This is a genomic window from Phyllobacterium sp. SYP-B3895 (assembly GCF_009647635.1).
GTDB lineage: Bacteria > Pseudomonadota > Alphaproteobacteria > Rhizobiales > Rhizobiaceae > Phyllobacterium > Phyllobacterium pellucidum.
In genome coordinates this window covers 154,784-179,859 of the sequence record NZ_WJIG01000001.1, presented here as the reverse complement: position 1 = coordinate 179,859, position 25,076 = coordinate 154,784, and the positions used below count along the sequence as shown (strand labels likewise).

Here is a 25,076-nt window from a genome sequence, read left to right as displayed (position 1 = left end):
GAAGGGTCATGCGGGATTATCGAAGGGCGATTGAGGCGTGGAACCGGAAATGAACGACAGGACGTGCATCGTCACGCGTGACAGCGGTTCTGTCGACGACATGATCCGGTTTGTCGCCGGCCCTGACGGAACGGTTGTGCCGGATCTGAAGCGCAGCCTTCCCGGCCGGGGATGCTGGGTGAAGGCCGAGCGGCGCTATTTGGATGAAGCGGTCAAGCGCAAGCTGTTTCCGCGCGCATTGAAGGGTGCCGTTGTCGTCCCCGACGATTTCGGAGCGGTCGTTGATCGTATGCTCGCAAAATCCGCGCTGGGAAGTTTTGGGTTGGCGCGCAAGGCCGGGGTTGTGGTAACAGGGGCGGCAAAAGTCGACGCCGCCATCCGCAACGGTACTGCCGCACTCGTTCTTCATGCCCATGAAGCGGCGGAAGATGGTGTTCGCAAGCTTGACCAGGCCCGCCGTTCGGTAGTTTATGCGGGCGGACCGGAAATACCCGCTCTTTCATTGTTCGAAAGCAGTGAAATGGATTTGGCATTGGGCGGGGTAAATGTGATACATGCTGCCGTACTCAAGGGAATGGCAGCTGCCGGGTTCGTTAAGCGGGCCTGGTTGCTTCAGCATTTTCGCGGTGGCCCCGAGGATCAGGCCATCGCAAAAACGGCATTTGCCGCGAAGGAAACGGAAACGGAATGAGCGATACGAAATCGACAGACGACAAGACGCTTGGCGTCAATAAGAAAACCCTGACCCTGAAGCGGCCCGGCGTTGAACAGAGCACGGTGCGCCAGAACTTCAGCCATGGGAGGACGAAGTCTGTTGTGGTTGAAACCAAGAAGCGCAAGTTTAATCTTCCGGATCACAAGCCGGAGGTCGCGCCTCCTGCTGCCGCCGCACCGGCGCCTGCACCTTCGCCCGCACCGGCCCAGGTTCGCCCGGCCGTTCAGCCTGCGGCAGCGCCGGTGAGCGCGCCCGCGGCTGCACCGCGTCCGGCAGCGACGGCAACTGCCGCGCCGGCCGCTCAGCCCACCGCGCGCCCGGCCCAGCCGCAGCAGCGTCCTTCCGGCCAGCAGCAGCCGTATCGTCCCGCCGGCCAGCGTCCGAACGACCGCTCCGGCATGGTGCTGAACACGCTCTCGAGCGCCGAGCTCGAAGCGCGTCGCAAGGCGCTCGAAGGTTCGAAGGCGCGTGACGCCGAAGACCGCGCCAAGGCTGCGCTCGAAGCCACACGCCGTGCGGAAGAAGATGCATTGCGCGCCAAGGAGCGTGAGGAATCCGCCCGCCGCCAGGCCGAGGAAGAAGAGCGTCTGCGCCGCGAGGCCGAAGCCAAGCAGAAGGCCGAGGAAGAATCGCGCAAGCGCCAGCCCGAGCTCAAGACCGCCGACGATTCGGTGCTGAAGGCTCCGGCGCGCAAGACCAATGCTACCGAAGAGGAAGACGATCGCCGTGGACCAGCAGGTGCCCGCCGCGGTACCAGCGCCGTGCCGGCCAAGCCGGAAGTGCGCGCGCCGAAGGTTGTTCGCGGTGAAGACGAACGCCGTCGCGGCAAGCTGACACTGGGTGCTGCCCTTGACGATGAAGGCGGCCGCAACCGTTCCCTTTCGGCGATGCGTCGTCGTCAGGAGAAGTTCAAGCGCGGGATGCAACAGGAAACGCGTGAGAAGATCGCGCGTGAAGTCATTCTGCCTGAAACGATCACCATTCAGGAACTTGCCCAGCGCATGGCCGAGCGGTCGGTCGATGTCATCAAGTTCCTGATGAAGGAAGGCCAGATGATGAAGCCGGGCGATCTGATCGACGCCGATACGGCACAGCTCATCGCCGAGGAATTCGGCCACACGGTTCGCCGCGTTGCCGAGTCCGATGTCGAAGAGGGCATCTTCAACGTTGAGGATGACGCTGCAGCACTGGAGCCACGCCCGCCCGTCGTCACCATCATGGGTCACGTCGACCACGGCAAGACCTCGCTGCTCGATGCCATCCGCCATGCCAACGTCGTCTCCGGCGAAGCCGGCGGCATCACCCAGCATATCGGCGCATACCAGGTCGAGCAGAACGGCCAGAAGATCACCTTTATCGATACGCCCGGCCACGCCGCCTTCACGGCAATGCGTGCCCGCGGTGCTCAGGCGACGGACATTGCGATCCTTGTCGTCGCGGCCGACGACAGCGTCATGCCGCAGACGATCGAATCGATCAATCACGCCAAGGCGGCAGGTGTTCCGATCATCGTGGCGATCAACAAGATCGACAAGCCTTCCGCTGATCCGCAGAAGGTGCGCAACGGACTGCTGCAGCACGAAGTTTTCGTGGAATCGATGGGCGGTGAAACGCTTGACGTGGAAGTGTCGGCGAAGACCGGCGCCGGTCTCGAAAAGCTGCTTGAAGCCATCCTGCTCCAGGCTGAAATTCTCGACCTGAGGGCCGATCCGCACCGGACCGCCGAGGGCGTGGTCATTGAAGCCAAGCTCGATCGCGGCCGTGGCTCGGTTGCCACCGTGCTCGTCCAGAAGGGTACCTTGCATCCTGGCGACATCATTGTTGCCGGCAGCGAGTGGGGCCGCGTTCGCGCGCTGGTCAACGATCGCGGCGAGAACATGAAGGAAGCAGGCCCGGCAACACCGGTGGAAGTGCTCGGTCTGCAGGGTCCGCCCCAGGCAGGCGATCGCTTCGCGGTTGTCGAGAATGAAGCCAAGGCACGCGAGATCTCTGAATACCGTACGCGCCTTGCCCGTGAAAAGGCCGTGGCCAAGCAGGCAGGTTCGCGCGGCTCGCTCGAGCAGATGATGAGCCAGTTACAGGTGTCCGGCCAGAAAGAGTTCCCGCTCTTGATCAAGGGCGACGTGCAGGGCTCGATCGAAGCCATTTCCGGCGCGCTGGATAAGCTCGGGACCGACGAAGTGCGGGCCCGGATCATCCATTCTGGCGCGGGCGGCATCACGGAAAGCGACATTGCGCTTGCCGAGGCCTCCAATGCTGCGATCATCGGCTTCAACGTGCGTGCCAACAAGCAGGCACGTGACCTTGCCGAGCGCGAAGGCATCGAAATCCGCTACTACAACATCATCTACGATCTCGTGGACGATGTGAAAGCAGCCATGTCGGGACTTCTGTCGCCAGAACGGCGCGAGACCTTCCTCGGCAACGCGGAGATTCTCGAAGTCTTCAACATCACCAAGGTCGGCAAGGTTGCCGGTTGCCGTGTTACGGAAGGCAAGGTCGAACGTGGTGCGGGCGTACGCCTCATCCGCGACAACGTTGTCATCCACGAAGGCAAGCTCAAGACGCTCAAGCGCTTCAAGGACGAAGTTTCCGAAGTGCCGGCGGGCCAGGAATGCGGTATGGCATTCGAAAACTACGACGACATTCGCGCAGGCGATACGATCGAAGCTTTCCGCGTCGAGCACGTCACCCGCACGCTGTAAAAGCGTCTCTGTTAAGATCGATGGGACCGCCGGAATGAAAGCCGGCGGTCCGTTATCGTTATTTGGATAAGATCGTTATGTCTCGTTTTGCATCATCGGGTCCCTCACAACGCCAGTTGCGCGTCAGCGAGCAAGTGCGCCACGCAGTTGCGCAGGTGCTCCAGCGCGGCGAGGTTCGTGATCCGACGCTCGAAAATGCCGTGGTTGCCGTTTCAGAAGTGCGCATGTCACCGGACTTGAAGATCGCGACGTGTTTTGTCTCGCCGGTCGGCGCCACCGACAGCGAAGGCGTGATCACGGCTCTCAACAAAAGCGCCAAGTTCATTCGCGGCCGCGCCGCGCCGTACCTCAAGCAGATGAAGTACATGCCGGAGTTCCGCTTCCGCATCGATACCAGCTTCGATAATTACGCGAAGATCGATGCGCTTTTGCGCAAGCCGGAAGTAACCCGCGACCTTCACGCCGATGATGACGATGATGGCGGCGAGCCCAATCCCGGCGATGTTCCCGGACACGACGGTAACGACTAGGATGGCAAGACAGCGCAAGAAGAAAGGCCGTCCGGTTTCCGGCTGGCTGATATTCGACAAGCCGAAAGGCATGGGTTCGACCGAAGCCGTCTCCAAGATCAAATGGCTTTTCAAGGCGGAAAAGGCCGGACACGCCGGAACGCTTGACCCGCTTGCCTCCGGTATGCTGCCGATTGCCCTTGGTGAAGCGACGAAGACGGTTCCCTATGTGATGGACGGAACCAAGATGTATCGCTTCACGGTCACCTGGGGTGCAGAACGCACGACCGACGACCTTGAAGGCGAAGTGACGCTGACGTCGGCCGATCGTCCGGACGAGGCCGCGATCAAGGCGATCCTGCCCAAATATACCGGCGTGATCGAGCAGGTCCCGCCAAAGTTCTCGGCGATCAAGATCGCTGGCGAACGTGCCTATGACCTTGCCCGCGGCGGCGAGGAAATTGAAATACCCGCCCGCGAAGTCGAGATCGACCGGCTCGAACTCATTGAGCAACCCGACGATTCCACAGCAATATTCGAAGTCGAGTGCGGCAAGGGCACCTATGTGCGCTCGCTCGCACGCGACATGGGGCGTGATCTTGGCTGCTATGGCCATATTGCGGATCTGCGCCGCATCGAGGTCGCGCCGTTTGACGAACAGGATTTCGTGACCTTGGCCGAACTTGAAGCGGCGCACCCGCCTGTGCCTGAGGGCGAAGAGGCGGGCGAGCAATCCTATCAGGCAGTCGCCGAGCGCTTTGCCGTGATGGATACCTTCCTCATCGAGACAGGCGCTGCGCTCGACTGCCTGCCGCAGGTGGCGGTTTCCGACGATCAGGCGCACCGCATCCGCATGGGCAATCCGGTTATACTGCGCGGCCGCGACGCGCCGGTCGAGGCTGACGAAGCTTGCGTCACGAGCCGCGGCAAGCTGCTTGCCATCGGTTTCATCGAGCAGGGCCAGTTCAAGCCGAAGCGGGTGTTTACGGCTTAACTTCAAGGCCAATTGACATTACTAAACCCATCTTGCATTCAAGGCGGGTTAGTCATGCGCGTTATAACGATGCAAATTTACATTTGAAAAAGTAATGTTTATCGAACTTTCCTCGGAAAAAATTGTTGAGAAGCCGTCGGAGCCAATCTGGTTCTTGTTGCCGATTCTGTTCTTGACGGGACAGGTCCTTCTTGCCCCACAGTTGTTCATAGATCCCCGGTTTTGGGCTGAAGAAGGCAGCGCCTACTATTCCGCTGCCCTTCAGACTGACTTTCTCCGCTACGTCTTTACGTTCGTGTTTAATGGAAACTATCAGTTTCTCACCAATCTCCTGACGGGATTGGCTGCTGCGGTGTCGCCAGTCTACGCGCCATGGGTGACGACTTATATTTCGGTTGGCATTTTCGCCGGCGTCGTCCTGCAGTTTGGACTTTTTCTTAAGGCCAATGGAGTTCCTTGTTGGTTAAGCGTTTTAGCGATGTTGGCCTGGACCATGTCGCCGTCGCTCATCGAAATTTCTGCGACGGCCACAAATGTGCAATGGATTGCCGCACTCTCGATTCTGATCCTTTGCCTCTCGGACCTCAAAGGTAAAAGCCCAGCAAGGGTGTTCTGGGTCTCCGCCTGGGTCATTGCATGTGGCCTCACAGGTATTCCGTCCGTTTTATTGGCGCCTTTCTACATCCTACAGGCGTTCCTGACGCGATCCAAAAACCACTTTTTATTGAGCGTCCTACTCGGCCTATGTGCATTGGTGCAATTGGGCGTCATGATCGAATTCGGGCTCAGCAGCCGCGACCCAATCTTTGGCCTGAGTGTCTTGTTCGCTCCAATGCTGCTGCAGACCATTTTCACTCCAATGTTGGGTTTCAAGACAACCGACGCGATTGGCTCACTCGTTAGAGGTCCGTCTGGTGGTATTGCATTGCTTGCAGTCGCCGCTATCGCGGCCCTCTTTGTCGGGTTCTTGCTCATCGCCAACAGATTCAGCAAACAGTCCGTGCTACTAGTGGGCCTGTGGGCGTTCGTAAGCGTCCTCCAGACCATCGGTTCGATCGGAGGAATTGAGGAGAAGCTAGCGCAAATATCCGCGTTGGGCGGGGCCAGGTACTTTGCTACCGGCTACCTCGCCCTAATAATACTTTTGTCTCTTGCTTCGAGGCATGCCTGGAGGCCGGTTATAGTGTTCCTTCTGGCGCTCATTCTGGTGCAAGGCCTTACAGCAACCCCCAGCCTGAGGGCGAGCATGGCTGCGGTATATCCGTCCTGGAGTGAGGAAATCATTAAATGCCCACGGCCCTGCGAAGTTCCTATCTGGCCGACCCCCTGGGTAGCAAAGCTGCCGTAGTTAAAAGCTGGAAAAAGCGATGGCATGTGCCTTCGCCGGCCGACGCTTGGGACCACCTGTCCATCGAATCATTTGCGGCTGGTAATTTGCCGCGTTTTCGACTATACGGCCCCCAGCGACAAGCATTGCTCTCGCTTTAACCGGCCCCCGCTGGACGACATCCCGGCCGTGGGCATCCTGTTTTTCCCTTCCAAAGAAAGGATATACGATGTCGATTACCGCTGAACGCAAGCAGGCAGTGATCTCCGAATACGCAACCAAGCCAGGCGATACCGGTTCTCCGGAAGTCCAGGTTGCGGTGCTGACGGAACGCATTGTCAATTTGACCGACCATTTCAAGGACCACAAGAAGGATAACCATTCCCGCCGTGGTCTGCTCAAGCTGGTCTCGACGCGCCGCAGCCTTCTCGATTATCTCAAGAAGGTTGATGAGACGCGCTACCAGACACTGATCGGAAAGCTCGGCCTGCGCCGCTAACAGACTGGACCGGCGGTCGCTCCTTGCGCCGCCGGTTCTTTTCATCCCTCGCGGGTGAAACTACCATGAGACAGATCATGGGGCAGGATTGCTGGCAACTCGGCTTGGGGAGTTGCACGTTGTCTTGCCCGTGATTGGTCTGAAACGAAACGGAAGATCATCGCGGCACCAAAGGGTGCGCGTTGCCTTCCAATGAAGGACAAGACATGTTTAATCAACACAAGGTTGAAATCGAATGGGGCGGTCGTCCGCTCATTCTTGAAACCGGCAAGATCGCCCGTCAGGCTGACGGCGCCGTGCTTGCCACCTATGGCGAGACCGTGGTCCTTGCCACCGTCGTTTCCGCCAAGGAACCGAAGCCGGGCCAGGATTTCTTCCCGCTGACGGTAAACTACCAGGAAAAGACCTATTCCGCCGGCAAGATCCCGGGCGGCTATTTCAAGCGCGAAGGCCGTCCGAGCGAGAACGAAACGCTTGTTTCGCGCCTCATCGACCGCCCGATCCGCCCGCTCTTTGCCGATGGCTATAAGAACGACACGCAGGTCGTCCTCACCGTCATCCAGCATGACCTCGAAAACAATCCCGACATCGTCTCGATGATCGGCGCTTCGGCTGCTCTCACGCTTTCGGGCGTTCCCTTCATGGGCCCGATCGGCGGCGCACGCGTCGGCTATATCGGCGGCGAGTACAAGCTGAACCCGACAGTCGATGAAATGGTCGAATCCAAGCTCGACCTCGTCGTTGCCGGCACAGGCGATGCGGTTCTGATGGTTGAATCGGAAGCACAGGAACTTGGCGAAGACGTCATGCTCGGCGCAGTCATGTTCGGTCATCGCAGCTTCCAGCCGGTGATCGACGCGATTATCAAGCTGGCTGAAGTTGCTGCGAAGGAGCCGCGCGATTTCGTCTCCGAAGACCTTTCGGCCGTAGAAGCCGCCGTTCTGAAAGTCGCCGAAGACGATCTGCGCGCCGCCTACAAGATCACCGACAAGCAGCAGCGTTACGCCGCCGTCGATGCCGCCAAGACCAAGGTCAAGGCACATTTCTTCCCGGAAGGCGTCGAGGAGCCGGAATTTTCGGCTGAAGAGATTGCGACTGTCTTCAAGTCGGTTCAGGCCAAGATCGTTCGCTGGAACATCCTCGACACGGGCAGCCGTATCGATGGCCGCGATCTGAAGACCGTTCGTCCGATCGTCTCGGAAGTCGGTATCCTGCCGCGCACGCATGGTTCGGCCCTGTTCACCCGTGGTGAGACCCAGGCCATCGTCGTTGCCACGCTCGGCACCGGCGAAGACGAACAGTATGTCGACTCGCTGACCGGCATGTACAAAGAAACCTTCATGCTCCATTACAATTTCCCGCCCTATTCGGTCGGTGAAACTGGACGCATGGGTTCGCCCGGCCGTCGTGAAATCGGCCATGGCAAGCTTGCCTGGCGCGCCATTCATCCGGTGCTCCCGGCCAAGGAACAGTTCCCCTACACGCTGCGCACCGTTTCCGAGATCACGGAATCCAACGGTTCCTCGTCGATGGCAACGGTTTGCGGCACGTCGCTGGCCCTGATGGATGCAGGCGTTCCGCTGCTTCGTCCGGTTGCAGGTATTGCCATGGGCCTGATCCTCGAAGGCGAGAAGTTCGCAGTTCTCTCCGATATCCTTGGTGACGAAGATCATCTTGGCGACATGGACTTCAAGGTCGCCGGCACGGAAGGTGGCATCACGGCCCTGCAGATGGACATCAAGATCGACGGCATCACCGAAGAGATCATGAAGGTTGCCCTGGCTCAGGCCAAGGACGGCCGCGTCCACATCCTCGGCGAAATGGCGAAAGCCATCACCGAAGGCCGTTCGGAACTCGGCGAGTTCGCGCCGCGCATCGAAGTCATGAACATCCCGACCGACAAGATTCGTGATGTCATCGGCTCCGGCGGCAAAGTCATTCGCGAAATCGTCGAAAAGACCGGCGCGAAGATCAACATCGAAGATGACGGCACGGTCAAGATTGCATCGTCCTCGGCCAAGGAAATCGAAGCCGCGCGCAAGTGGATCCATTCGATCGTTGCTGAACCGGAAGTCGGCGAAATTTACGAGGGCACGGTCGTCAAGACCGCCGACTTCGGCGCCTTCGTCAACTTCTTCGGCCCGCGCGATGGCCTGGTCCATATCTCCCAGCTCGCTTCCGAGCGCGTTGCCAAGACCTCAGATGTGGTCAAGGAAGGCCAGAAGGTCTGGGTCAAGCTCATGGGCTTTGACGAGCGCGGCAAGGTTCGCCTGTCGATGAAGGTCGTAGACCAGGAAACCGGCAAGGAAATCGTTCAGGAAAAGAAGCCTGCGGAAGAAGACGCAGAGTAACTTTTCGAGCGAACGCAATTGAAGAGCGCGCCCTTGTGGCGCGCTTTTTTCTTGAACGACCAGAATGGATAAGGCGATGACCGACGGCGCACTCAAGACGCTTTTTCTACCCTTTGAAAACGAAATCCTGCCGGTTCCCGAGGGCCAACGCTGGCTGTTTCTGGGCGCCGAGGCGAACCGGGACATTGATCTCGCATGGCGCGGTATCCTGACCTGCCTCCAGCCTTTCAGGCCGGATTTCATCGACCTTGAAAAGGCAGGGTTCAATACGGTTCCGCGCCTTGACGGCCCGCAGACATTTGATGGTGCCCTGATCCTGATCGGGAAGCACCGCGGCCGTAACGAAGCCTGGCTCGCCCAGGCTTTCACCCACGTCAGGCCCGGAGGCACGATTGTCGTCGCCGGCGACAAGAAGCTGGGTATCGACAGTTTCCGCAGGACGGTCGAGACTTTTGCGCCGGTCATGGACCGCCTCTCCAAGCACCACGCCGTCGCCTTCTGGCTGACGCGAACCGAAAAGCTGGCTGGCGACAGGGTCGAAACGCTGAAGCCGCTCCCTGTTCGAGTCGAAGACCGTTACACCACAGCGCCGGGCATGTTCTCGCACACGGCGATCGACAAGGGGTCGGCGCTTCTTGCGCAGCATTTCGAAGGACGCATCAGCGGCCATGTTGCGGATTTCGGTGCAGGCTGGGGCTATCTTGCCAGCGAACTTCTCGGTCACACCGAGAAAATGAAGTCGCTGGCGCTTTATGAAGCCGATTTCGAGGCGCTGGAAGCGGCAACGCAGAATGTCGTCGGGTCGGCCGAGATCCCGGTGTCGTTCCATTGGCATGACGTCAACCGCGAAGCAATTGCGGATATCTACGACACCATTGTCATGAACCCGCCTTTCCATGCCGCACGCAGCGCCGATCCGACGATGGGGCAGGGGTTCATCGCGGCGGCGGCCAAGCGATTGAAGCCAGGTGGTCGCCTGCTCCTCGTCGCCAACCGGCAGATGCCCTACGAAGCCGGACTAAAGGCGCTGTTTCGCACGGTGACACCGCTTGAAGACAATGCCGGCTACAAGATCATCGAAGCAAAGAAGTGACATAGAAACAGAACGGCCCGCCAGCGTGTCGCCGGCGGGCCTTCGATAACACTTCGAGCGCTAGATTATTCCTTGTCGTCGTCGGACTTCTTCAGTTCTTCCAGCGTCGGCATCGAGACGATGTTGTAGCCGGAATCGACGTAGTGGATTTCGCCGGTAACGCCGTTCGAAAGATTCGACAGTAGGTAGAGCGCCGAGCGGCCGACATCCTCGATATCGACAGTGCGCCGCAGGGGCGCATTGCGCTTCTGGTAGGAGAACATGGCGCGGGCATCGCCGATGCCGGCACCGGCAAGCGTGCGCACAGGACCCGCCGAGATTGCGTTGACGCGGATACCTTCCGGGCCGTAGTCGGCGGCGAGATAGCGCACCATCGCTTCCAGCGCGGCCTTGGCGACGCCCATGACATTGTAGTTGGGCATGACGCGCGTCGAGCCACCATAGGTCAGCGTCAGAATCGAGCCGCCCTCCTTCATGAGCTTGGACGCGCGCTGGGCAACTTCGGTGAAGGAATAGGCAGATATGACCATCGTGCGGCTGAAATTGTCGCGCGTCGTCACATCGGCATAGCGTCCCTTGAGCTGCGCCTTGTCGGAAAAGCCGATGGCGTGCACGACGAAATCAAGTGCGCCCCATTCCTTTTCCAGCGTCTCGAATACAGCGTCCACCGTGGCAATATCTTCCACATCGCAGGGCAGCAGGAATTTCGAACCGAGCTGTTCCGCCAGCGGCGCGACGCGCTTGCCGAAAGCTTCGCCCTGATAGGTAAAAGCAAGTTCGGCGCCATTGGCCGCAAGTTCCTTGGCAATTCCCCAGGCAATGGAATGGCTGTTCGCGACCCCCATGATGAGACCGCGCTTGCCTTTCATCAAATCACCCATGTTCAGAGCCTTTCCTGGCCATGCTGGCCGCATTCTGTTGCTCGGCTGACGAGACGATCCATTCCGGCTCCCCCCTTAACCGTCGTAGCGCTGGAACACCAGCGAAGCGTTTGTGCCGCCAAATCCGAAGGAATTGGTGAGAACCGTGTTCAATTTGACATTGTCGATCCGCTTGCGCGCAATAGGCATGTCGCCGAAGGCGGGATCGATCTCCTCGATATTGGCGCTCTCGGCGATGAAGTTGTGGTTCATCATAAGGAGCGAATAGATCGACTCATGCACGCCCGTTGCGCCTTGCGAGTGGCCGGTCAACGACTTCGTCGCCGAGATTGGCGGGCACTGATTGCCGGACCCGAAGACCTCGCGAATGGCCTCGATCTCCTTGAGATCGCCAACCGGCGTCGACGTGGCGTGCGGATTGATGTAGTCGATCGGTCCTTTGACATTGGCGATCGCCATGCGCATGCACCGGGCTGCGCCTTCGCCGCTCGGTGCGACCATGTCAGCGCCGTCGGAGGTGACCCCATAGCCGACGAGTTCGCCATAGATTTTGGCGCCCCGGGCCTTGGCATGTTCGAGTTCTTCGAGGACGAGTACGCCAGCACCGCCGGAGATGACGAAGCCGTCGCGATTTTTGTCATAGGCGCGCGAGGCGACCGCCGGACGATCATTGAACTTCGAGGACATCGCCCCCATGCCGTCGAAGAGGACCGAGAGGGTCCAGTCGAGATCTTCGCAGCCGCCGGCGAACATCATGTCCTGCTTGCCATACTGGATCATCTCAAACGCATTGCCGACGCAATGGTTGGACGTGGCGCAGGCGGAAGAGATCGAATAGTTGACGCCCTTGATCTTGAACCAGGTGGCGAGCGTTGCCGAAGCTGTCGAAGACATGGCTTTCGGTACGGCGAATGGGCCGACCTTCTTGCTCGATCCGGATTCGATGGTCTTCTCGGCGGCTTCGACGATGGTGCGCGTCGAAGAACCGCCGGATCCCATGATGATGCCAGTACGTTCGTTGGAGATCAGGTCCGCCTCGAGACCGGCATCGGCGATGGCCTGGTCCATGGCGACATGGTTCCACGCTGTCCCGCCTCCATGGAAGCGCATGGCGCGGCGGTCGACCAGGGTCGATGGATCGAGTGTCGGGGCGCCATGAACCTGGCTGCGGAAACCATACTTCGCATATTCTTCGGCAAAGACGATGCCCGACTTTGCAGTCCGCAGGGATTCCAGCACTTCCTGCGTGTTATTGCCGATAGAGGACACGATACCCATGCCCGTCACAACCACTCGCCGCATCGCGATCTCCTTGAAGGTGTTGCGCTGGCTGAAGGCTCAGGCAGCGCTTTCCTTGAACAGGCCAACCCGCAGGTCGGTTGCCTTATAGATAGTTTCGCCGTCGGCCTTTAGCCAGCCATCAGCAATGCCAAGGACGAGACGACCGCGCATGACGCGCTTGAAGTCGATACCATATTCGACAAGTTTGGTCTTTGGTGTGACCATGCCGGTAAATTTGACTTCGCCTGTCGAGAGCGCGCGGCCCTTGCCGGGCTCCCCCAGCCAGCCTAGGTAAAAGCCGGTCAATTGCCACATGGCATCGAGGCCGAGGCAGCCGGGCATGACTGGATCGCCGATGAAGTGGCAGGGGAAGAACCAGAGGTCGGGTTTGATATCGAACTCGGCGCGGATATAGCCCTTGCCGTTTTCGCCGCCTGTCTCAGAAATCTCAGTGATGCGGTCGAACATCAGCATGGGCGGAGCCGGCAACTGCGCATTGCCCTGACCGAACATCTCTCCGCGGGCACAGGCAAGAAGCTCCTCATACCCGTAGCTTGATTTCTGTTCTGGCATTCTTTCTCCCATCGACTGCTTTTGACGTTGGCGCATGGAATGCAAGACGCTCCTGCGCATGCGGACCCTATCACAGAGTGTTTCCGCCTGAAAACGCTCTCTAGAGCAATCCGAAGTCAAATGGAACCCTTGGCTTCGTTGTGCCTTCTGTGAAATTCTTATGACAGAATATCGGCCGGAATCCGACTTAGACGAACGGCCTAAATGCTGCCTATTGATCGATTTCGCAAGACAGCATATATCAAATAGTGCGCATCAGGAGCACTTTGCCCGTGGTGTGGTTTTGGATGTGGTTAACGGAGTGGCAGACGGGCCATGCATGTTTCTTACGAAATAGAGGCTGATGTTTCCTTGCAGGAGCGCTTGCGCTTTGCTGGTCTGAGGCCGACCCGTCAGCGCATCGCGCTTGCCAGCCTGATCTTCTCGAAAGGCGACAGGCACCTTTCAGCCGAGGAACTGCACGAAGAGGCGCAGGGCGCCAATGTGCCGGTTTCGCTGGCAACAGTTTATAATACCCTGCACCAGTTCACCCAGGCGGGAATGCTGCGCATCCTTGCTGTTGAAGGTGCGAAGACCTATTTCGACACCAATGTTTCGGACCATCATCACTTCTTCGTCGAAGGCGCCAATGAGGTCATCGATATTCCCGATGGTTCGGCGATGGTCGGGCATTTGCCGCCCGTGCCAGAGGGCATGGAAATCGTCAACGTCGATATCGTGATCCGCCTGCGCAAGAAGCGCGGCTAAACGATCTATCAATACGCCCTGCGAAGCAGCAGTCCGATGAATTCGTCGGCTGCCCGAGCTTTAAACCAGCCGTATCGGACCGGGATAGCGCGCAACGATCGGATCCGAAGTTACGAGCTTTATTCCCTCAGACATGGCCTGTGCCACAAGGATGCCGTCAAACGGTTCCTTGTGTATCTGCGGCTACGCCGCGACGGCAACGGCGTGTTCGCTCGTGATCGCCAACTCAGCATAGCCATTGTCCAATAAGCCGCGACGGAGAATACGCGCATCCACCAGAAGGTCGGGGCGCTCCAATCCCTGCGTTATCGCGATTTCCCACAGACTGGCGGCGCTGAAGACCAGGTCATTCTCAGGATTTGTGAAGAGCGATCGTGCATCAACGGAAAGTCTGTCGTCGAACGCCGCAGCCCAAAGGATAAGATGTGGATCGAGCAGCAACCTCATTTGGCAATGCTGAATAGAGCCTCTATTTCCTCTTTGCCCATCTCGTTGAAGTCGTCGGGGACATCGATCTGGCCAGCCAGAAACCCAAGGCGCTTTGGTTGCGGCGTATCTTGAACGTCGACTGCGCTCACCTTGACCATCGGCTTTCCGGCCTTGGCAATGATGAACGGTTCCCCGTTGGAGGCCTGTTCCAATAAGACGCGAAAGGTGCGTCTTTGCTTCATGAATATTAACAGTTCGCATGTATCACCTGTCAGACTTAGTCTATTAGACTTAGTCTACTCGGTGGGCGAAACAAGTACACGTTTTAATCGTCGAATTTCTCGTCCGGGTAGGCGCCCCAGATGTCGGGCTGTTTTATCCAGCCGCTGGCGCCGCTGAAAACGACGCGGCAATAGGTGCCGTTACAGGCTTTCAAAGTTCCAAGTACGCCTGGCTGGACCTTGGCGACAAGCGCGGATTGATCGTCGGCGCTGCGATAGACATTGAGCATGGCGCCGTCCTTGTCCCGCTGCCATGGCGCCGTCAGAGCCGTTCGCTTGCCGGAGAGCAATGACTGATAGACCCAGCCTTCCGTGCCTTCGGAATCGCGGATGCGACGCCAGTTGTCGAATTCCTGGACAATCTCGACCGGGAGGCCAGACTTCAGGAAGAGCCACGTCACCGCATAGTCGCGGCCCGGGCCAACGCGTAGATTAACGCGACCGGGCTTCAGGCTGACGAATCGGGGCAGGGGCAGACCGCTGGGCCCGACCTGCGCTGCCTGCGCCGGTGCGAAAGCCGGCAAGGTCAATGGCAGCCCCAGCGTCACGGCTGCAGCGAGGCTGGCGGCAGTCAGGAAGCGGCGAAAAGTTCCAATATTCAACAAGGTCGGTCCTTCGTCGTCCGGGCCTCAATCCGCGCGTTTTTCGGCAGAATGGCGGACGATCCCTATTTTTCTTTGTCTTTGATGCGCCGCCTTGATAGACAAGTGGAGGAGCGCAAAGAGCAATTGCAGTTTGCAATGACTTGGTTAAAGAGGTCTCAATAGCGCTGTCAAATGGGAGGGGAATATTGGTGAGCAAGAAGCCTCTGGTCGTCATAACTCGCAAATTGCCGGATCCCATTGAAACCCGCATGCGCGAGCTTTTTGAGGCCCGGCTGAATGTCGATGACCGGCGTCTGACCAAGGCGGAGCTGATCGAGGCGGTCAAAACGGCCAATGTGCTCGTCCCGACCATCACCGACCACATCAGCGAAGAGATTATTGCCGCCGCGGGACCCAACCTCCGGTTGATCGCCAACTTCGGCAACGGTACCGACAATATCGATGTCGTTGCCGCCGGCAAGCGCGGCATTACCGTTACCAACACGCCGAACGTTCTGACGGAAGACACGGCCGACATGACCATGGCGCTTCTGCTCGCCGCCCCGCGCCGCCTGGTAGAAGGCGCATCGATACTTCTCGACGATGGCAAGTGGGAGGGCTGGGGTCCAACTTGGATGCTCGGCCGCCGCATCTGGGGCAAGCGCCTCGGCATCGTCGGCATGGGCCGCATCGGCACTGCGGTGGCGCGCCGCGCCAAGGCCTTTGGCCTTTCCATACATTACCACAACCGCAAGCCGGTCAACCCGCGTACCGAAGAGGAACTTGAGGCGACCTATTGGGAGAGCCTCGATCAGATGCTGGCCCGCATGGACATCATCTCGGTCAATTGCCCTTCGACCCCAGCCACGTTCCACCTGCTTTCGGCAAGACGCCTGGCGCTGATGCAGCCGACGGCGTTTATCGTCAATACGGCGCGCGGCCAGATCATCGACGAGCATGCACTTATCGAGCAGCTGGAACAGGGCAAGCTCGCCGGCGCTGCGCTCGACGTGTTCGAGCACGAACCCGCCGTGAATTCCAAGCTGCGCAAGCTCGCCAAACAGGGAAAGGTCGTCATCCTGCCGCATATGGGCTCGGCGACTCTCGAAGGGCGCATCGACATGGGCGAGAAGGTGATAATCAATATCCGCACCTTTATCGACGGTCACCGTCCACCGGATCGCGTCTTGCCCGATCGCGTTTGACGGCGAAATTCAGGCGGCGATTGCGATATCGCCATCGACGGCGATCCGGAGTTTCTCCCCATTCAGCCCTTCGAATTTCTCGCGGTCGAGTTCAACGGCGATCGGCGTCTGGTAGCCCATTTCCTGTGCCACGATGAGCCCGAGAAGGAGAATCGCATCCGGTTCGTGCAGAATGATTGCCGCAGGCGCAAGATCGACGGAAACCAGTTCGAGCAGCACGGCAGCGGCCGAAGAGGAACCGATTGTCCCGGGCAGGCAAAGAATCGTTCCGGCGATTGAGGCACCGTGCTCGGGATGGCGCACGTCTTCGATCAACCCCGTCTTGGGATTGACCCCGCCCCAGAAACTGATCGGCGCAGAAAGGACCAATGCCGGGCCCTCGGCTGCGGCGCCCGCAACAAGAATTTTCGCCTTCATGGCGCGGCTCCGAAGCGCGGCCGACCTGCAACAGCGCTTTCCACACATTCGGCCATGGAGCCATAGAGCACGCCATAGCCGGTATTGCCTGGCGCATAGTGGGCGAACTTGCCGGAGTTGGTCATGAGCACAGCACCTTCTGCCTCCGGCAAGATGGGCGTGACGACGACGCAGGTATCGGCAACGATGACAACGCCCGCGTCTTCGAGAGATTTGCGGCTGCCATCGGCCTCTAGCGCAGCCAATGCGTGACGGCCGGTGCAGGCATAGAGCGGGATTTTGAGCTTGCGACCGGCGACAAGCTGTTGAAGTTGGTTGAACTCCTCACCCGACAGATGCGGGCTGCCGATGGCGACGGCATCGAGCCTGTCGGTGCCTGAAACGGTGGAGAGCCGCCGGCGCGAATCTGCAACCATCTCCTCGGTGACATGGATGGTCATCTCCGGCGGCTGATGCTGGAGCGCGGTGTCAAGATCGGGTGCTTCCGGCGTAACACCCGATACATGAAAAAGCCCGACTGCTCCGGCAGAAGCGGCCGCCGCGCCAAATGCCTTCAAAGCGTCTTCGCCGGGATGGCGGGCAATCCCCGAAACGACGCCGACAGCGCCGCCAAGCTCACGGCCGTAGAGGCTGCCAAGAATGGGAAAGGCCACTTCGGAAGCCAGAAAGGCAGGGTCGAGACCCGACACATCGAACACCACGGTTGCGCGGCGGTTCTCCGGGAGGTGAAAACCGTAGTAGGGCGCAAAGCCGGCAATCGCGCAGGCGATGTCGAGAAAATCGCCATAGCGGTTGGTGCGGGCGCCCAGTACGGAATTGCAGAACACGACCGCATTGGATTCGCCCCAGGCGACGTCCGTGCCGAGGGCCGGCCGATGGCCCGCCTGATAGGGCGCGCAGGTCCAGCTCGGCTCGCAGCCAAGCTTGCGATAGGCGCCCATCATGCGCCGCGCCATCACCCGCTCGTGTGGCGGCAGCCGGTTCCTTGAACATCCGGTAAGATCGATGGAGCCCACATTGAGTGTGGCGCGCACGGCGACTTTTGCCCTGCCATCAACGAGCTTTTCGGCAAAAAGCGTTCCGGAATCGCCGTGGTAAAGCGCGCCGTCAATATGGGCTGAAGCGATGGGGATGAGCGAGGGCGCGCCCATCAGCCGCGCCGTTGCTGCGACGATCCGCATCGCCATGGCGGCGCCGTCACCGCCCGCACCTTGGGCAATCGATCGCTGTTCCGCAGTCAGTTCAAGCGGCATCATCCGAACGCTTGCGCGCCTTGTACTTGATCGTTTCGAAGCGCGAGGTCAGCGCATCATAGAGAAGCAGTCGTCCGACCAGCGGTTCGCCAATTCCGGTAATGAGCTTGATGACTTCCGTCGCCTGCAAGGTGCCAATGACGCCTGGCAGAACGCCGAGCACGCCGGCCTCGGCACAGGCCGGAAGCAGTCCCGGTGGTGGCGGATTGGGAAAGAGATCGCGATAGGATGGATTGGCCACGCCGGCAGGGTTCGCCGCATAGGGCATCAACGTCGTGACCGAACCGTCGAACCGTCCAAGCGCTGCCGAAATCAGCGGCCGCTTTTCCTCAAGGCAAACGTCCGCCAACAGATAGCGCGTATCGAAATTGTCCGATCCGTCGACGATGATATCGTAGCGGCGCACGAGATCGGCGGCATTCTCCCTGGCGATGCGCGTCTCATGGGTCTCGACGGTGACGTGCGGGTTGATCGCGGCGATGGCCCGCGCGGCGCTTTCGACCTTGGCCGATCCGACGAGTTCGGAGCTATGTATGATCTGGCGCTGCAGGTTTGAGAGTGAAACGCGATCATCGTCAACGATCCCGAGCGTGCCGACGCCTGAGGCCGCGAGATATTGCAGCACCGGAGCGCCGAGGCCGCCGGCACCGACAACGAGCACCCGGGCACGTTTCAGCTTCTGCTGGCCGGGACCGCCGATCTCGCCAAGGATGATATGGCGCGCATAGCGTTCGATTTCAGCTTGGGAGAGGGCGGTGTTTTGCTCGTCGATCATTTTCTGCGCTGGCTATCCAGTTTGCCGGTCAGCCTCCAATGCGATTGGTGCGATTGGAGGCGCTCGTCCAGATCGACACTAGAGCAAGAACGTCCCGAAATGCACGGCCGATTTGCACTCAGGCGAGAAATTTCAGCCCGCCGATGCCGGCAACGATCAAGCCGATGCAGACAAGACGGACGACCGTCGCGGGCTCGGCAAAAAGATACATGCCAAGAAGCGCAGTGCCGACCGTGCCGATCCCCGTCCAGACCGCATAGGCACTGCCGACGGGAAGATCGCGCAGAGCCAGGCCAAGCAACACGACGCTGATGACCATGCTGCCGGCGGTAAGGATCGAGGGAGTAAGGCGGGTGAAGCCATCGGTGTATTTGAGCCCGATGGCCCAACCGATTTCAAAGAGTCCCGCAGCGACGAGTATTATCCAGGCCATGACGACCTCCTTCACATATTTGCTCGGGCCGTCCCGGATTTGTCTGGAAGCGCCGGAATCCAGCGGCGTTGAGGTCGTCCTCACGAGGTCTATTTAGGAAACGGCAATGTGAATGGCAAGCCTGTCGCGCGATGACTAATTTTGTTGTTTATGTTCAAGGCCGATGAACGGCGACAGCGAGCCACATTCACCTGTTCCGGCGCGGCGATCAGCATGGAGAAAAATAGGGATGAACAATAATCGGAAGCTCCCGAACGGTTTAACCCGGCGGGCGCTCCTTGTATGCATGACGCTGATATCTACGCGAGGAGTTGCAATGGCTGACAAGAAGGCACTCGAACTGATTGAAGCTGCGCATGGCGGCGACACGACGACCTTGCGGTCGTTGCTCGCGCAAGGCGTTGATCCCGACGTGCGGAACGAACGCGGCGAAACGGCGCTGCTCGTCGCAACGCATGCCAACCGCATCGAAGCAGCACGTATGCTCATCGAGGCCGGCGCCGACGTGAATGCCAAGGACAGGATCGAGGATAGTCCCTATCTATATGCCGGCGCTCGCGGTCACCTCGAAATCCTTCGCATGACGCTCGCCCATGGCGCGGATCTAAAGAGCACCAATCGCTATGGCGGCACGGCACTGATCCCGGCTTCGGAGCGCGGTCACGTCGAAACCGTCGCCACGCTTATCGATGCCGGCGTTGAAATCGACCATGTCAACAAGCTTGGCTGGACAGCCCTGCTCGAGGCGGTCATTCTCGGCGACGGCGGTCCCCGCCATATTGCGATCGTCAAGCTGCTCGTCGATGCGGGTGCGAACAAGGCGCTTGCCGACAGGGACGGTGTCACCGCGCTGCAGCACGCACGCGCGAAAGGCTATGCGCAGATCGTGGCGCTGCTGCAGTAGACGGCATGCTGCTCATTGTGCTCGCCATAGCTACCTTCTAGCGACCTCTCCGCCAGCCTGCACGCCCCTTGCCACCATCCTCGGGCCTGCCCCGGGGGAGCCGCCGCGAATGTGCGTTAGCGCCGCCTTGGGAAATGGAAAAAATCCCTCTCCCTCTCAATCAATTGGTAACCAAGATTCTTCATTGTTCATGCAGGACAGTCGCGGATTGAGGGCGCGGTTTTGTTGCCCGCAGCCTCAGTTTTGCCACGGTAAACGTGGTTTTGCGCGGACTGTCGCGTGGGTTGAGCAGTGTGGGTACGAGTATCATGGCGTTTGCAGTCGGGGCGGGCGGGAAGCCTTCGCAAAAAAATGGCCGTCGTCGGGGTCCCGGACTAACCTCCGCGGCCTTTCTTGCAAGCCTCGGAATCATGACCGCGTTCGGCGCGATCATTCTTGCCGTTACACTGCATCACGCCGTGGCTTCGCGGTCCGAGGGCAACGCCCTCGCTGACAACTACAGGCCGGGTGAACGGGCGTTTGGCCCGAGCAGCATCGCGCTCGCACCCAATCTCGTCCCGATTCGCGTCAATCCCAAATATCCCCGCGTTCCGGAACTCACCGGCACGGCCTGGCAGGCTACCGATATGGACGAGGGCTCGGTGATCGCGGCTACCGGCGAAATCGTCGTCATCACGCCGCCGAAGCCGAAGTTCGTCCTGGCAGCAACGTCACCGCTTGAAGAGGATGCGTTCGGTGTCCGGGCGTCGGGCCTCGATACAATGCATGTCGCTTCCGTGCGGTCCTACAGTACCTTCGACGAGCCACCTTCACCGCAAGTCGCCTTGGCCGGTGCCCCCGCCGCTGCGGGTTATCCCTCAGACGGTCCGTTCAGCCTGGTATTGGCTGAAAAGGACCCCGGGCTTGACGATGTCGACGATGCGGCTGAAGTCCCGCTGCCCGGCATCCGTCCGAACCGTCCGGCGCGGCTGGCCAAGCGCGCAACGCCGCAGCTTCTTGCCTATGCGCCCCAGGACAACGACATTCGCGATGTTGCGCCGTCCTACGAACCGCCGGCGACCCGGCTCTTTACCCGCAATCGCACCGCGATCTACGATATCTCGGCCAAGACGGTCTACATGCCGAATGGCGAGCGTCTTGAGGCGCATTCCGGACTTGGTCCGCTGCGCGACGATCCACGCTCCGTGCATAAGAAGATGCGCGGTGCCACCCCGCCACATACCTACCGGTTGACGATGCGCGAGGCGCTCTTCCACGGCGTCGAGGCGATCCGGCTCAATCCACTCGATCCGAGCAAGCTTTTTGGCCGCGACGGCCTGCTTGCCCATACCTACATGCTCGGCCCCCGCGGCGATTCAAATGGCTGCGTGTCGTTCAAGGATTACCGCCGGTTCCTTGCGGCCTTCAAGCGGGGTGAGGTGACGCAGCTTGTTGTCGTCGCCCGCATGCCGGCATCGACGACGAGCGTTGCCTCGCGGTAATCCGCTTCTTGCGGAAGCCGACCCCACGCCTGCCAACGCTCGTCTTTCGTAGCGGCTCTCTAGAATACGGTATTCACCGATTGTCCGAGCGCCATCGCTCCGGCATACCGCGCTTGCGGGCCTTGCTGGAGCGGGTGGAACCGAGCGCCCTGGATATCCCGGAAACGCTGTTCGAGACCGTTCGAGCGATAGAAACCGGCACCACCCGCCAACTCGAGAGCAAGCTCTACTGTCTTGATCGCATGTTCCGCCACCAGCGAACGTCCGATCATGACCTCGTTGACGCTTTCGGCGGAAGGCGAATTGCGCTCGACAATTTTTACCATCCACTGATGGGCAAGCTGAGCGGCGCGCAGCGAGGTGTCCATGCGACCGGCGAGGTTCATAGAGGTCTCGGTCGGTTGCTTCTTCTTGGCAAGATGGATGGCAATGTCCCGCGCGCTTTCGGCAACGCCGAGATACACAGCATAGATCAGCGGAAATGCCGTTGTAGCGATGATCTGGAAAACCGGATGCCATTCGCCCGCCTTGCGCGAAAACGCGACGCCGGCGTCAGGCACAAAGAAGTCTTCGATCGCAACATCGTTGGAGCCGGTTCCTCGCATTCCGAGGGCTTTCCAGGTATCGACAACCTTGACTTCGGCTGACTTCATGGGAACGCCAAAGTGGATCACCTGAGCCGAACCGTCTTCCCCGCGAAGGATCGCGCCGGTCATCAGGATGTCCCCGGCATTGGCGCCTGATGTAAACACCTTGCGCGCCTTGATGCGGTAGCCGCCCTCGACCTTGGTTGCGTCGCCCGAGCCGCCGATCCAGTCCGAGCCCCCGCTCGACAACAGGATCAGCTTTTCAGCGGCAATACGCTTCAGAAGGGGCTCGACGGCCAAAGCCTTCTGGTGGCGCCAGCGCCAGGCAGGGATCGCGACCTGATGCGTGTGCATCGAGAAAGCGAGCGCGGTCGAAGAGCAGCCATGCGCGAGCACGCGCAGCATTTCGGCAAGCTCGCCAACGTCGGCGCCGCCGCCGCCAAGTTCGTGCGGAACGCCGGCATGGACGAGGCCGGCCTCCTTGAGGAGCTTGTAGTTCTCCGCAACGAAAGTGTCGGTCTCGTCAAATTCCGCCGCTCTCGCAGCGAGAGCTGGTGTCAAAGAGTGCGCGATATCTACGGCACTCCCGGACGAAGCTTCGTCCGCAATGGATGATGTATGTGCCATGCTGTTCATAGGTCCTCCTTGGGGCTTCAACAGCCCATGCGCAAAGGATCCTCTCAACGGTGCAATTCGTCCAGTTCAGGAAATGTACTAGCCTATTCGGCTTCGCCCTTGGCCGTTTTCGCCCGTGTGCGCGGCGTGGCTTTCTTTGCCAGTTTCTTGGCTTGGTTGAATTCGACGGCGGCGCGAATGAGCTTTTTCAGAGCGTCCTTGTCAACCTTGTCGCCCTCGTGGACGTCGATCGCGCGCCACACTTTGCCCCCGAAGCCATTGTTGAACAGCTTGTCGGGATCGGGAAGGCTTGCGCCTTGCGAGAACGTCAGCTTCACCTTTTCCTTGTGGGCATTGCCCACCGCGATGATCCCGTCGCGCTCCCAGACCGGGCTACCCATCCACTTCCATTCCTCGACGATCTCCTTGTCGGCTTCAAGGAAAGTCTTGCGGAGGCTTGCGAGCATCTCGCCGCGCCAGTCGCCGAGTTTTTCGATAAGCTGGTCAATATGTTCCGAGGGATTCATGGGTACTGTTCCTCCAGTTCCGGACCCGATTCGTGCCGGCAAGCCTATATTACTTGATCAAATCAGGGGACCCAGCCGGGCAGGTCGGCGGCCTGACGGACCCACGCCGCCAGCTCCTCCTCATTGATCGCGTCGTTCTCGTGGATGTGAAAGTAACGGGTGTTCTTGTCCTTGGATGCGACAGGCGGCATGGGGTTCAGCGACGCGCCGTGGAAGAAAGCGACCTTTATGTATTTGTCGAAGCAGTGGACGCCGAGAAAGAATCCCTGACCCTCAATACCGTAGAGCGGCGAGTTCCATTTCACCGCCTTTCGCACATCCGGAACGGTGCGAGCGATCAGCGCGTCCAGCCGTCGGCCGGCCTCGCTTTTCCAGCCGGGCATCGCCGCTATATAGGCCTGAACGGGGGCGTCGCCGTCAGCTTTCGCAATCTGGGGGTTTCCGCCGGATAAGAGCTTGGGCTCTGCGGGGGTGCCGTGGCGCTTGCGGGCAGGTGATTTGCCGGAGAGTCCCCTCGCTTTCTTCTTGACGGTCTTGCCCGCTTTCTTTTGGGCAACCGTAAGCGGTTCATTCGAAGTATCGGTCATACGTCCAACCTTTCGAGCAGCGTTTAAAAGACAGGGCGTAGTTTTATCCGCAGACTTGGGCACAAGGCAACGTTCCGACCCGAAATGTCCAGCCGGTAGGATTCGACCGCGTTTTAGGGTATTCTTGCCTTAAGAAAAGGGTCAGGAAGACCGGTGGGAACAATGGAACAACGTGGAGGATACGGGCAGTTCTGTCCGGTTGCGATGGCGTCGGAGATATTGTGCTCGCGCTGGACGACCCTCGTGATACGCGAAATGCTGATGGGAACGACGCGTTTCAACGATCTGCGCCGCGGCGTGCCGCGCATGTCGCCTGCGCTTTTGTCCAAACGGTTGAAAGAGCTTGAACGTGCGGGGGTGGTAGAGGTCGTAACCAACGCCAACGGCACGACCGAATATCATTTGTCGCCCGCTGGCGAAGACCTGCGGGCAATCGTGCTCGGCATCGGCTCCTGGGGGCAGCGCTGGGTTGAATCGGAACTGTCGCTGCGCAATCTCGATCCCTCCCTGCTGATGTGGGACATGCGCCGCAACCTCAATCCGAAGCCGCTGCCAAAACGGCGCTGCACGATTCAGTTTCTGTACCCCGAACTGCCAGAAACCAGGCAGAATTTCTGGCTGGTTGTCGACGGCAGTTCCGTTGATCTTTGCGGCTTCGATCCGGGTTTCGATGTGGATCTACTGGTGACAAGCTCGCTGAAGAGCATGACGGCGATCTGGATGGGGCTTTCAGCCGTCAGGCGCGAGGTCGAAGCAGGCCGCGTCGAATTCGACGGCGACCCCAGCATTGCGAGCGCCATGCAGCAATGGCTCGGCCTCAGCACATTCGCCCCACAGCAACGCATGGTCTCATAGGATTGGTAAAATCGCCGCAGCGCGGAAACCGCAAGCATGACTTGCGGCTTCCTTTGTGCCTTTCAGAAGACGATCAGCCCAGCGATTTGATAATTTCGCGATAGGCTGCTTCCGGGAATGCCTTCAGCGTCCGCGTGCGTACGAAACCCTTTTGCCCAAGGCCGAGGGTAAAGCGCGCCATGACCGCGTCGTCGGGCGCCGTCATAATGCCAACCATGTCGTATTCGCCCATCGTCAGAAAAAACTGATCGAACGAACCGCCCATTTCCTTGAGCATTTTCTTCGCGCCATCGAGCCTGTTGGGCGAGTCCCCGGCGTTCTTGAGGCCAAGTTCGGTCCAGTTCAAGAGAACAACATACGTGGTCATCGCTAACCCCCCCCGCGGCACGGCTCGTGCCGGTGGCCGCGATTTTGCTCCCTCCGCATCCCCGGTTTAACTATAGTCCTGTTGGCAGGGTGGAACAATGC

At 59.6% G+C, this 25,076-nt stretch carries 26 protein-coding genes and 1 pseudogene; 13 read left to right on the top strand and 14 right to left on the bottom strand.

What is annotated here, in order from left to right; translation table 11 throughout:
- Positions 1 to 49: 49 nt before the first annotated feature.
- The 8 genes from GF108_RS00890 to GF108_RS00855 all read left to right on the top strand — a co-directional run bounded on the left by GF108_RS00890 (position 50) and on the right by GF108_RS00855 (position 10,193).
- A complete protein-coding gene (locus GF108_RS00890) occupies positions 50 to 691 on the top strand; it encodes an RNA-binding protein (protein ID WP_036813405.1) in 642 nt (213 codons plus the stop codon).
- Positions 688 to 3,420: a translation initiation factor IF-2 gene (infB, locus tag GF108_RS00885; RefSeq protein ID WP_153666503.1), complete on the top strand. Its 2,733-nt coding sequence runs from the start codon at positions 688 to 690 to the stop codon at positions 3,418 to 3,420. The genes GF108_RS00890 and infB overlap by 4 nt, the downstream gene beginning before the upstream one ends.
- Positions 3,421 to 3,497: 77 nt before the next feature.
- A complete protein-coding gene (gene rbfA / locus GF108_RS00880; RefSeq protein WP_027230472.1) occupies positions 3,498 to 3,950 on the top strand; it encodes a 30S ribosome-binding factor RbfA in 453 nt (150 codons plus the stop codon).
- A gap of 1 nt (position 3,951) precedes the next feature.
- On the top strand, positions 3,952 to 4,923 hold the full coding sequence (truB, locus tag GF108_RS00875; RefSeq protein WP_153666502.1) for a tRNA pseudouridine(55) synthase TruB: 972 nt from the start codon (positions 3,952 to 3,954) through the stop codon (positions 4,921 to 4,923).
- Between the two features lie 94 nt (positions 4,924 to 5,017).
- A complete protein-coding gene (locus tag GF108_RS00870) occupies positions 5,018 to 6,271 on the top strand; it encodes a hypothetical protein (RefSeq protein ID WP_153666501.1) in 1,254 nt (417 codons plus the stop codon).
- A 208-nt stretch (positions 6,272 to 6,479) separates the two neighbouring features.
- On the top strand, positions 6,480 to 6,749 hold the full coding sequence (gene rpsO, locus GF108_RS00865; protein ID WP_027230470.1) for a 30S ribosomal protein S15: 270 nt from the start codon (positions 6,480 to 6,482) through the stop codon (positions 6,747 to 6,749).
- A 206-nt stretch (positions 6,750 to 6,955) separates the two neighbouring features.
- Complete coding sequence (pnp, locus tag GF108_RS00860; RefSeq protein WP_153666500.1) at positions 6,956 to 9,100, top strand: polyribonucleotide nucleotidyltransferase; 2,145 nt, start codon at positions 6,956 to 6,958, stop codon at positions 9,098 to 9,100.
- Between the two features lie 76 nt (positions 9,101 to 9,176).
- Positions 9,177 to 10,193 (top strand): class I SAM-dependent methyltransferase, encoded by a 1,017-nt coding sequence (locus GF108_RS00855; RefSeq protein ID WP_153666499.1) that lies wholly within the window; start codon positions 9,177 to 9,179, stop codon positions 10,191 to 10,193.
- A gap of 65 nt (positions 10,194 to 10,258) precedes the next feature.
- Here the strand turns inward: GF108_RS00855 and fabI are convergent, their stop codons facing one another.
- From fabI to fabA, 3 genes are all read right to left on the bottom strand, one after another.
- The gene (gene fabI, locus GF108_RS00850) at positions 10,259 to 11,074 is read right to left on the bottom strand and encodes an enoyl-ACP reductase FabI (protein WP_091919941.1); all 816 of its coding nucleotides are present in this window, start codon (positions 11,072 to 11,074) and stop codon (positions 10,259 to 10,261) included.
- Positions 11,075 to 11,149: 75 nt separating this feature from the next.
- On the bottom strand, positions 11,150 to 12,376 hold the full coding sequence (fabB, locus tag GF108_RS00845) for a beta-ketoacyl-ACP synthase I (protein ID WP_153666498.1): 1,227 nt from the start codon (positions 12,374 to 12,376) through the stop codon (positions 11,150 to 11,152).
- 36 nt (positions 12,377 to 12,412) lie between these two features.
- Complete coding sequence (gene fabA / locus GF108_RS00840) at positions 12,413 to 12,928, bottom strand: 3-hydroxyacyl-[acyl-carrier-protein] dehydratase FabA (protein WP_027230465.1); 516 nt, start codon at positions 12,926 to 12,928, stop codon at positions 12,413 to 12,415.
- 315 nt (positions 12,929 to 13,243) lie between these two features.
- Between fabA and irrA the strand changes: the two genes are divergently transcribed.
- Complete coding sequence (irrA, locus tag GF108_RS00835; protein WP_027230464.1) at positions 13,244 to 13,675, top strand: iron response transcriptional regulator IrrA; 432 nt, start codon at positions 13,244 to 13,246, stop codon at positions 13,673 to 13,675.
- A 183-nt stretch (positions 13,676 to 13,858) separates the two neighbouring features.
- Here irrA and GF108_RS00830 read toward each other — a convergent pair whose 3' ends face one another.
- The 3 genes and pseudogenes from GF108_RS00830 to GF108_RS00820 all read right to left on the bottom strand — a co-directional run bounded on the left by GF108_RS00830 (position 13,859) and on the right by GF108_RS00820 (position 14,987).
- Positions 13,859 to 14,122 (bottom strand): type II toxin-antitoxin system VapC family toxin, encoded by a 264-nt coding sequence (locus GF108_RS00830; protein ID WP_370462038.1) that lies wholly within the window; start codon positions 14,120 to 14,122, stop codon positions 13,859 to 13,861.
- Positions 14,119 to 14,365: pseudogene (locus GF108_RS00825) on the bottom strand (type II toxin-antitoxin system Phd/YefM family antitoxin). The gene GF108_RS00830 and the pseudogene GF108_RS00825 overlap by 4 nt, the downstream one beginning before the upstream one ends.
- A 64-nt stretch (positions 14,366 to 14,429) precedes the next feature.
- A complete protein-coding gene (locus GF108_RS00820; RefSeq protein WP_051614822.1) occupies positions 14,430 to 14,987 on the bottom strand; it encodes an SH3 domain-containing protein in 558 nt (185 codons plus the stop codon).
- Positions 14,988 to 15,172: 185 nt separating this feature from the next.
- On the opposite strand from GF108_RS00820, the gene GF108_RS00815 reads away from it, so the two are divergent.
- The gene (locus tag GF108_RS00815; protein WP_027230460.1) at positions 15,173 to 16,174 is read left to right on the top strand and encodes a D-glycerate dehydrogenase; all 1,002 of its coding nucleotides are present in this window, start codon (positions 15,173 to 15,175) and stop codon (positions 16,172 to 16,174) included.
- Between the two features lie 9 nt (positions 16,175 to 16,183).
- On the opposite strand, the gene GF108_RS00810 is transcribed toward GF108_RS00815, so the two are convergent.
- The 4 genes from GF108_RS00810 to sugE all read right to left on the bottom strand — a co-directional run bounded on the left by GF108_RS00810 (position 16,184) and on the right by sugE (position 19,052).
- Positions 16,184 to 16,591, bottom strand: a complete 408-nt coding sequence (locus tag GF108_RS00810) for an aconitase X swivel domain-containing protein (RefSeq protein WP_153666497.1) — start codon at positions 16,589 to 16,591, stop codon at positions 16,184 to 16,186.
- Positions 16,588 to 17,847 carry an aconitase X catalytic domain-containing protein gene (locus GF108_RS00805; RefSeq protein WP_304608898.1) on the bottom strand — a complete coding sequence of 420 codons (1,260 nt, stop codon included), beginning with the start codon at positions 17,845 to 17,847 and terminating at the stop codon, positions 16,588 to 16,590. The genes GF108_RS00810 and GF108_RS00805 overlap by 4 nt, the downstream gene beginning before the upstream one ends.
- Positions 17,834 to 18,619, bottom strand: coding sequence for a molybdopterin-synthase adenylyltransferase MoeB (gene moeB, locus GF108_RS00800; protein ID WP_153666496.1), 786 nt, complete (start codon positions 18,617 to 18,619; stop codon positions 17,834 to 17,836). Before moeB ends, GF108_RS00805 begins: the two co-directional genes overlap by 14 nt.
- Positions 18,620 to 18,737: 118 nt before the next feature.
- Complete coding sequence (sugE, locus tag GF108_RS00795; protein ID WP_027230456.1) at positions 18,738 to 19,052, bottom strand: quaternary ammonium compound efflux SMR transporter SugE; 315 nt, start codon at positions 19,050 to 19,052, stop codon at positions 18,738 to 18,740.
- Between the two features lie 316 nt (positions 19,053 to 19,368).
- On the opposite strand from sugE, the gene GF108_RS00790 reads away from it, so the two are divergent.
- Together GF108_RS00790 and GF108_RS00785 are read left to right on the top strand one after the other, a co-directional pair.
- Complete coding sequence (locus GF108_RS00790; protein WP_246663812.1) at positions 19,369 to 19,956, top strand: ankyrin repeat domain-containing protein; 588 nt, start codon at positions 19,369 to 19,371, stop codon at positions 19,954 to 19,956.
- A 410-nt stretch (positions 19,957 to 20,366) separates the two neighbouring features.
- Complete coding sequence (locus GF108_RS00785) at positions 20,367 to 21,437, top strand: DUF2778 domain-containing protein (protein WP_246663811.1); 1,071 nt, start codon at positions 20,367 to 20,369, stop codon at positions 21,435 to 21,437.
- Between the two features lie 59 nt (positions 21,438 to 21,496).
- Here the strand turns inward: GF108_RS00785 and GF108_RS00780 are convergent, their stop codons facing one another.
- The 3 genes from GF108_RS00780 to GF108_RS00770 all read right to left on the bottom strand — a co-directional run bounded on the left by GF108_RS00780 (position 21,497) and on the right by GF108_RS00770 (position 23,753).
- Positions 21,497 to 22,651 carry an acyl-CoA dehydrogenase family protein gene (locus GF108_RS00780; protein WP_091950838.1) on the bottom strand — a complete coding sequence of 385 codons (1,155 nt, stop codon included), beginning with the start codon at positions 22,649 to 22,651 and terminating at the stop codon, positions 21,497 to 21,499.
- Between the two features lie 92 nt (positions 22,652 to 22,743).
- Positions 22,744 to 23,166 (bottom strand): DUF1801 domain-containing protein, encoded by a 423-nt coding sequence (locus GF108_RS00775; protein ID WP_153666493.1) that lies wholly within the window; start codon positions 23,164 to 23,166, stop codon positions 22,744 to 22,746.
- Positions 23,167 to 23,228: 62 nt separating this feature from the next.
- Entirely contained in the window at positions 23,229 to 23,753 is a 525-nt protein-coding gene (locus GF108_RS00770) for a DUF1801 domain-containing protein (protein ID WP_153666492.1), read from the bottom strand.
- Between the two features lie 162 nt (positions 23,754 to 23,915).
- Here GF108_RS00770 and GF108_RS00765 point away from each other — a divergent pair, with 162 nt between their 5' ends.
- Entirely contained in the window at positions 23,916 to 24,608 is a 693-nt protein-coding gene (locus GF108_RS00765) for a helix-turn-helix domain-containing protein (RefSeq protein WP_027230452.1), read from the top strand.
- Positions 24,609 to 24,681: 73 nt separating this feature from the next.
- On the opposite strand, the gene GF108_RS00760 is transcribed toward GF108_RS00765, so the two are convergent.
- Entirely contained in the window at positions 24,682 to 24,975 is a 294-nt protein-coding gene (locus tag GF108_RS00760; protein WP_027230451.1) for a GYD domain-containing protein, read from the bottom strand.
- Positions 24,976 to 25,076: the final 101 nt, after the last annotated feature.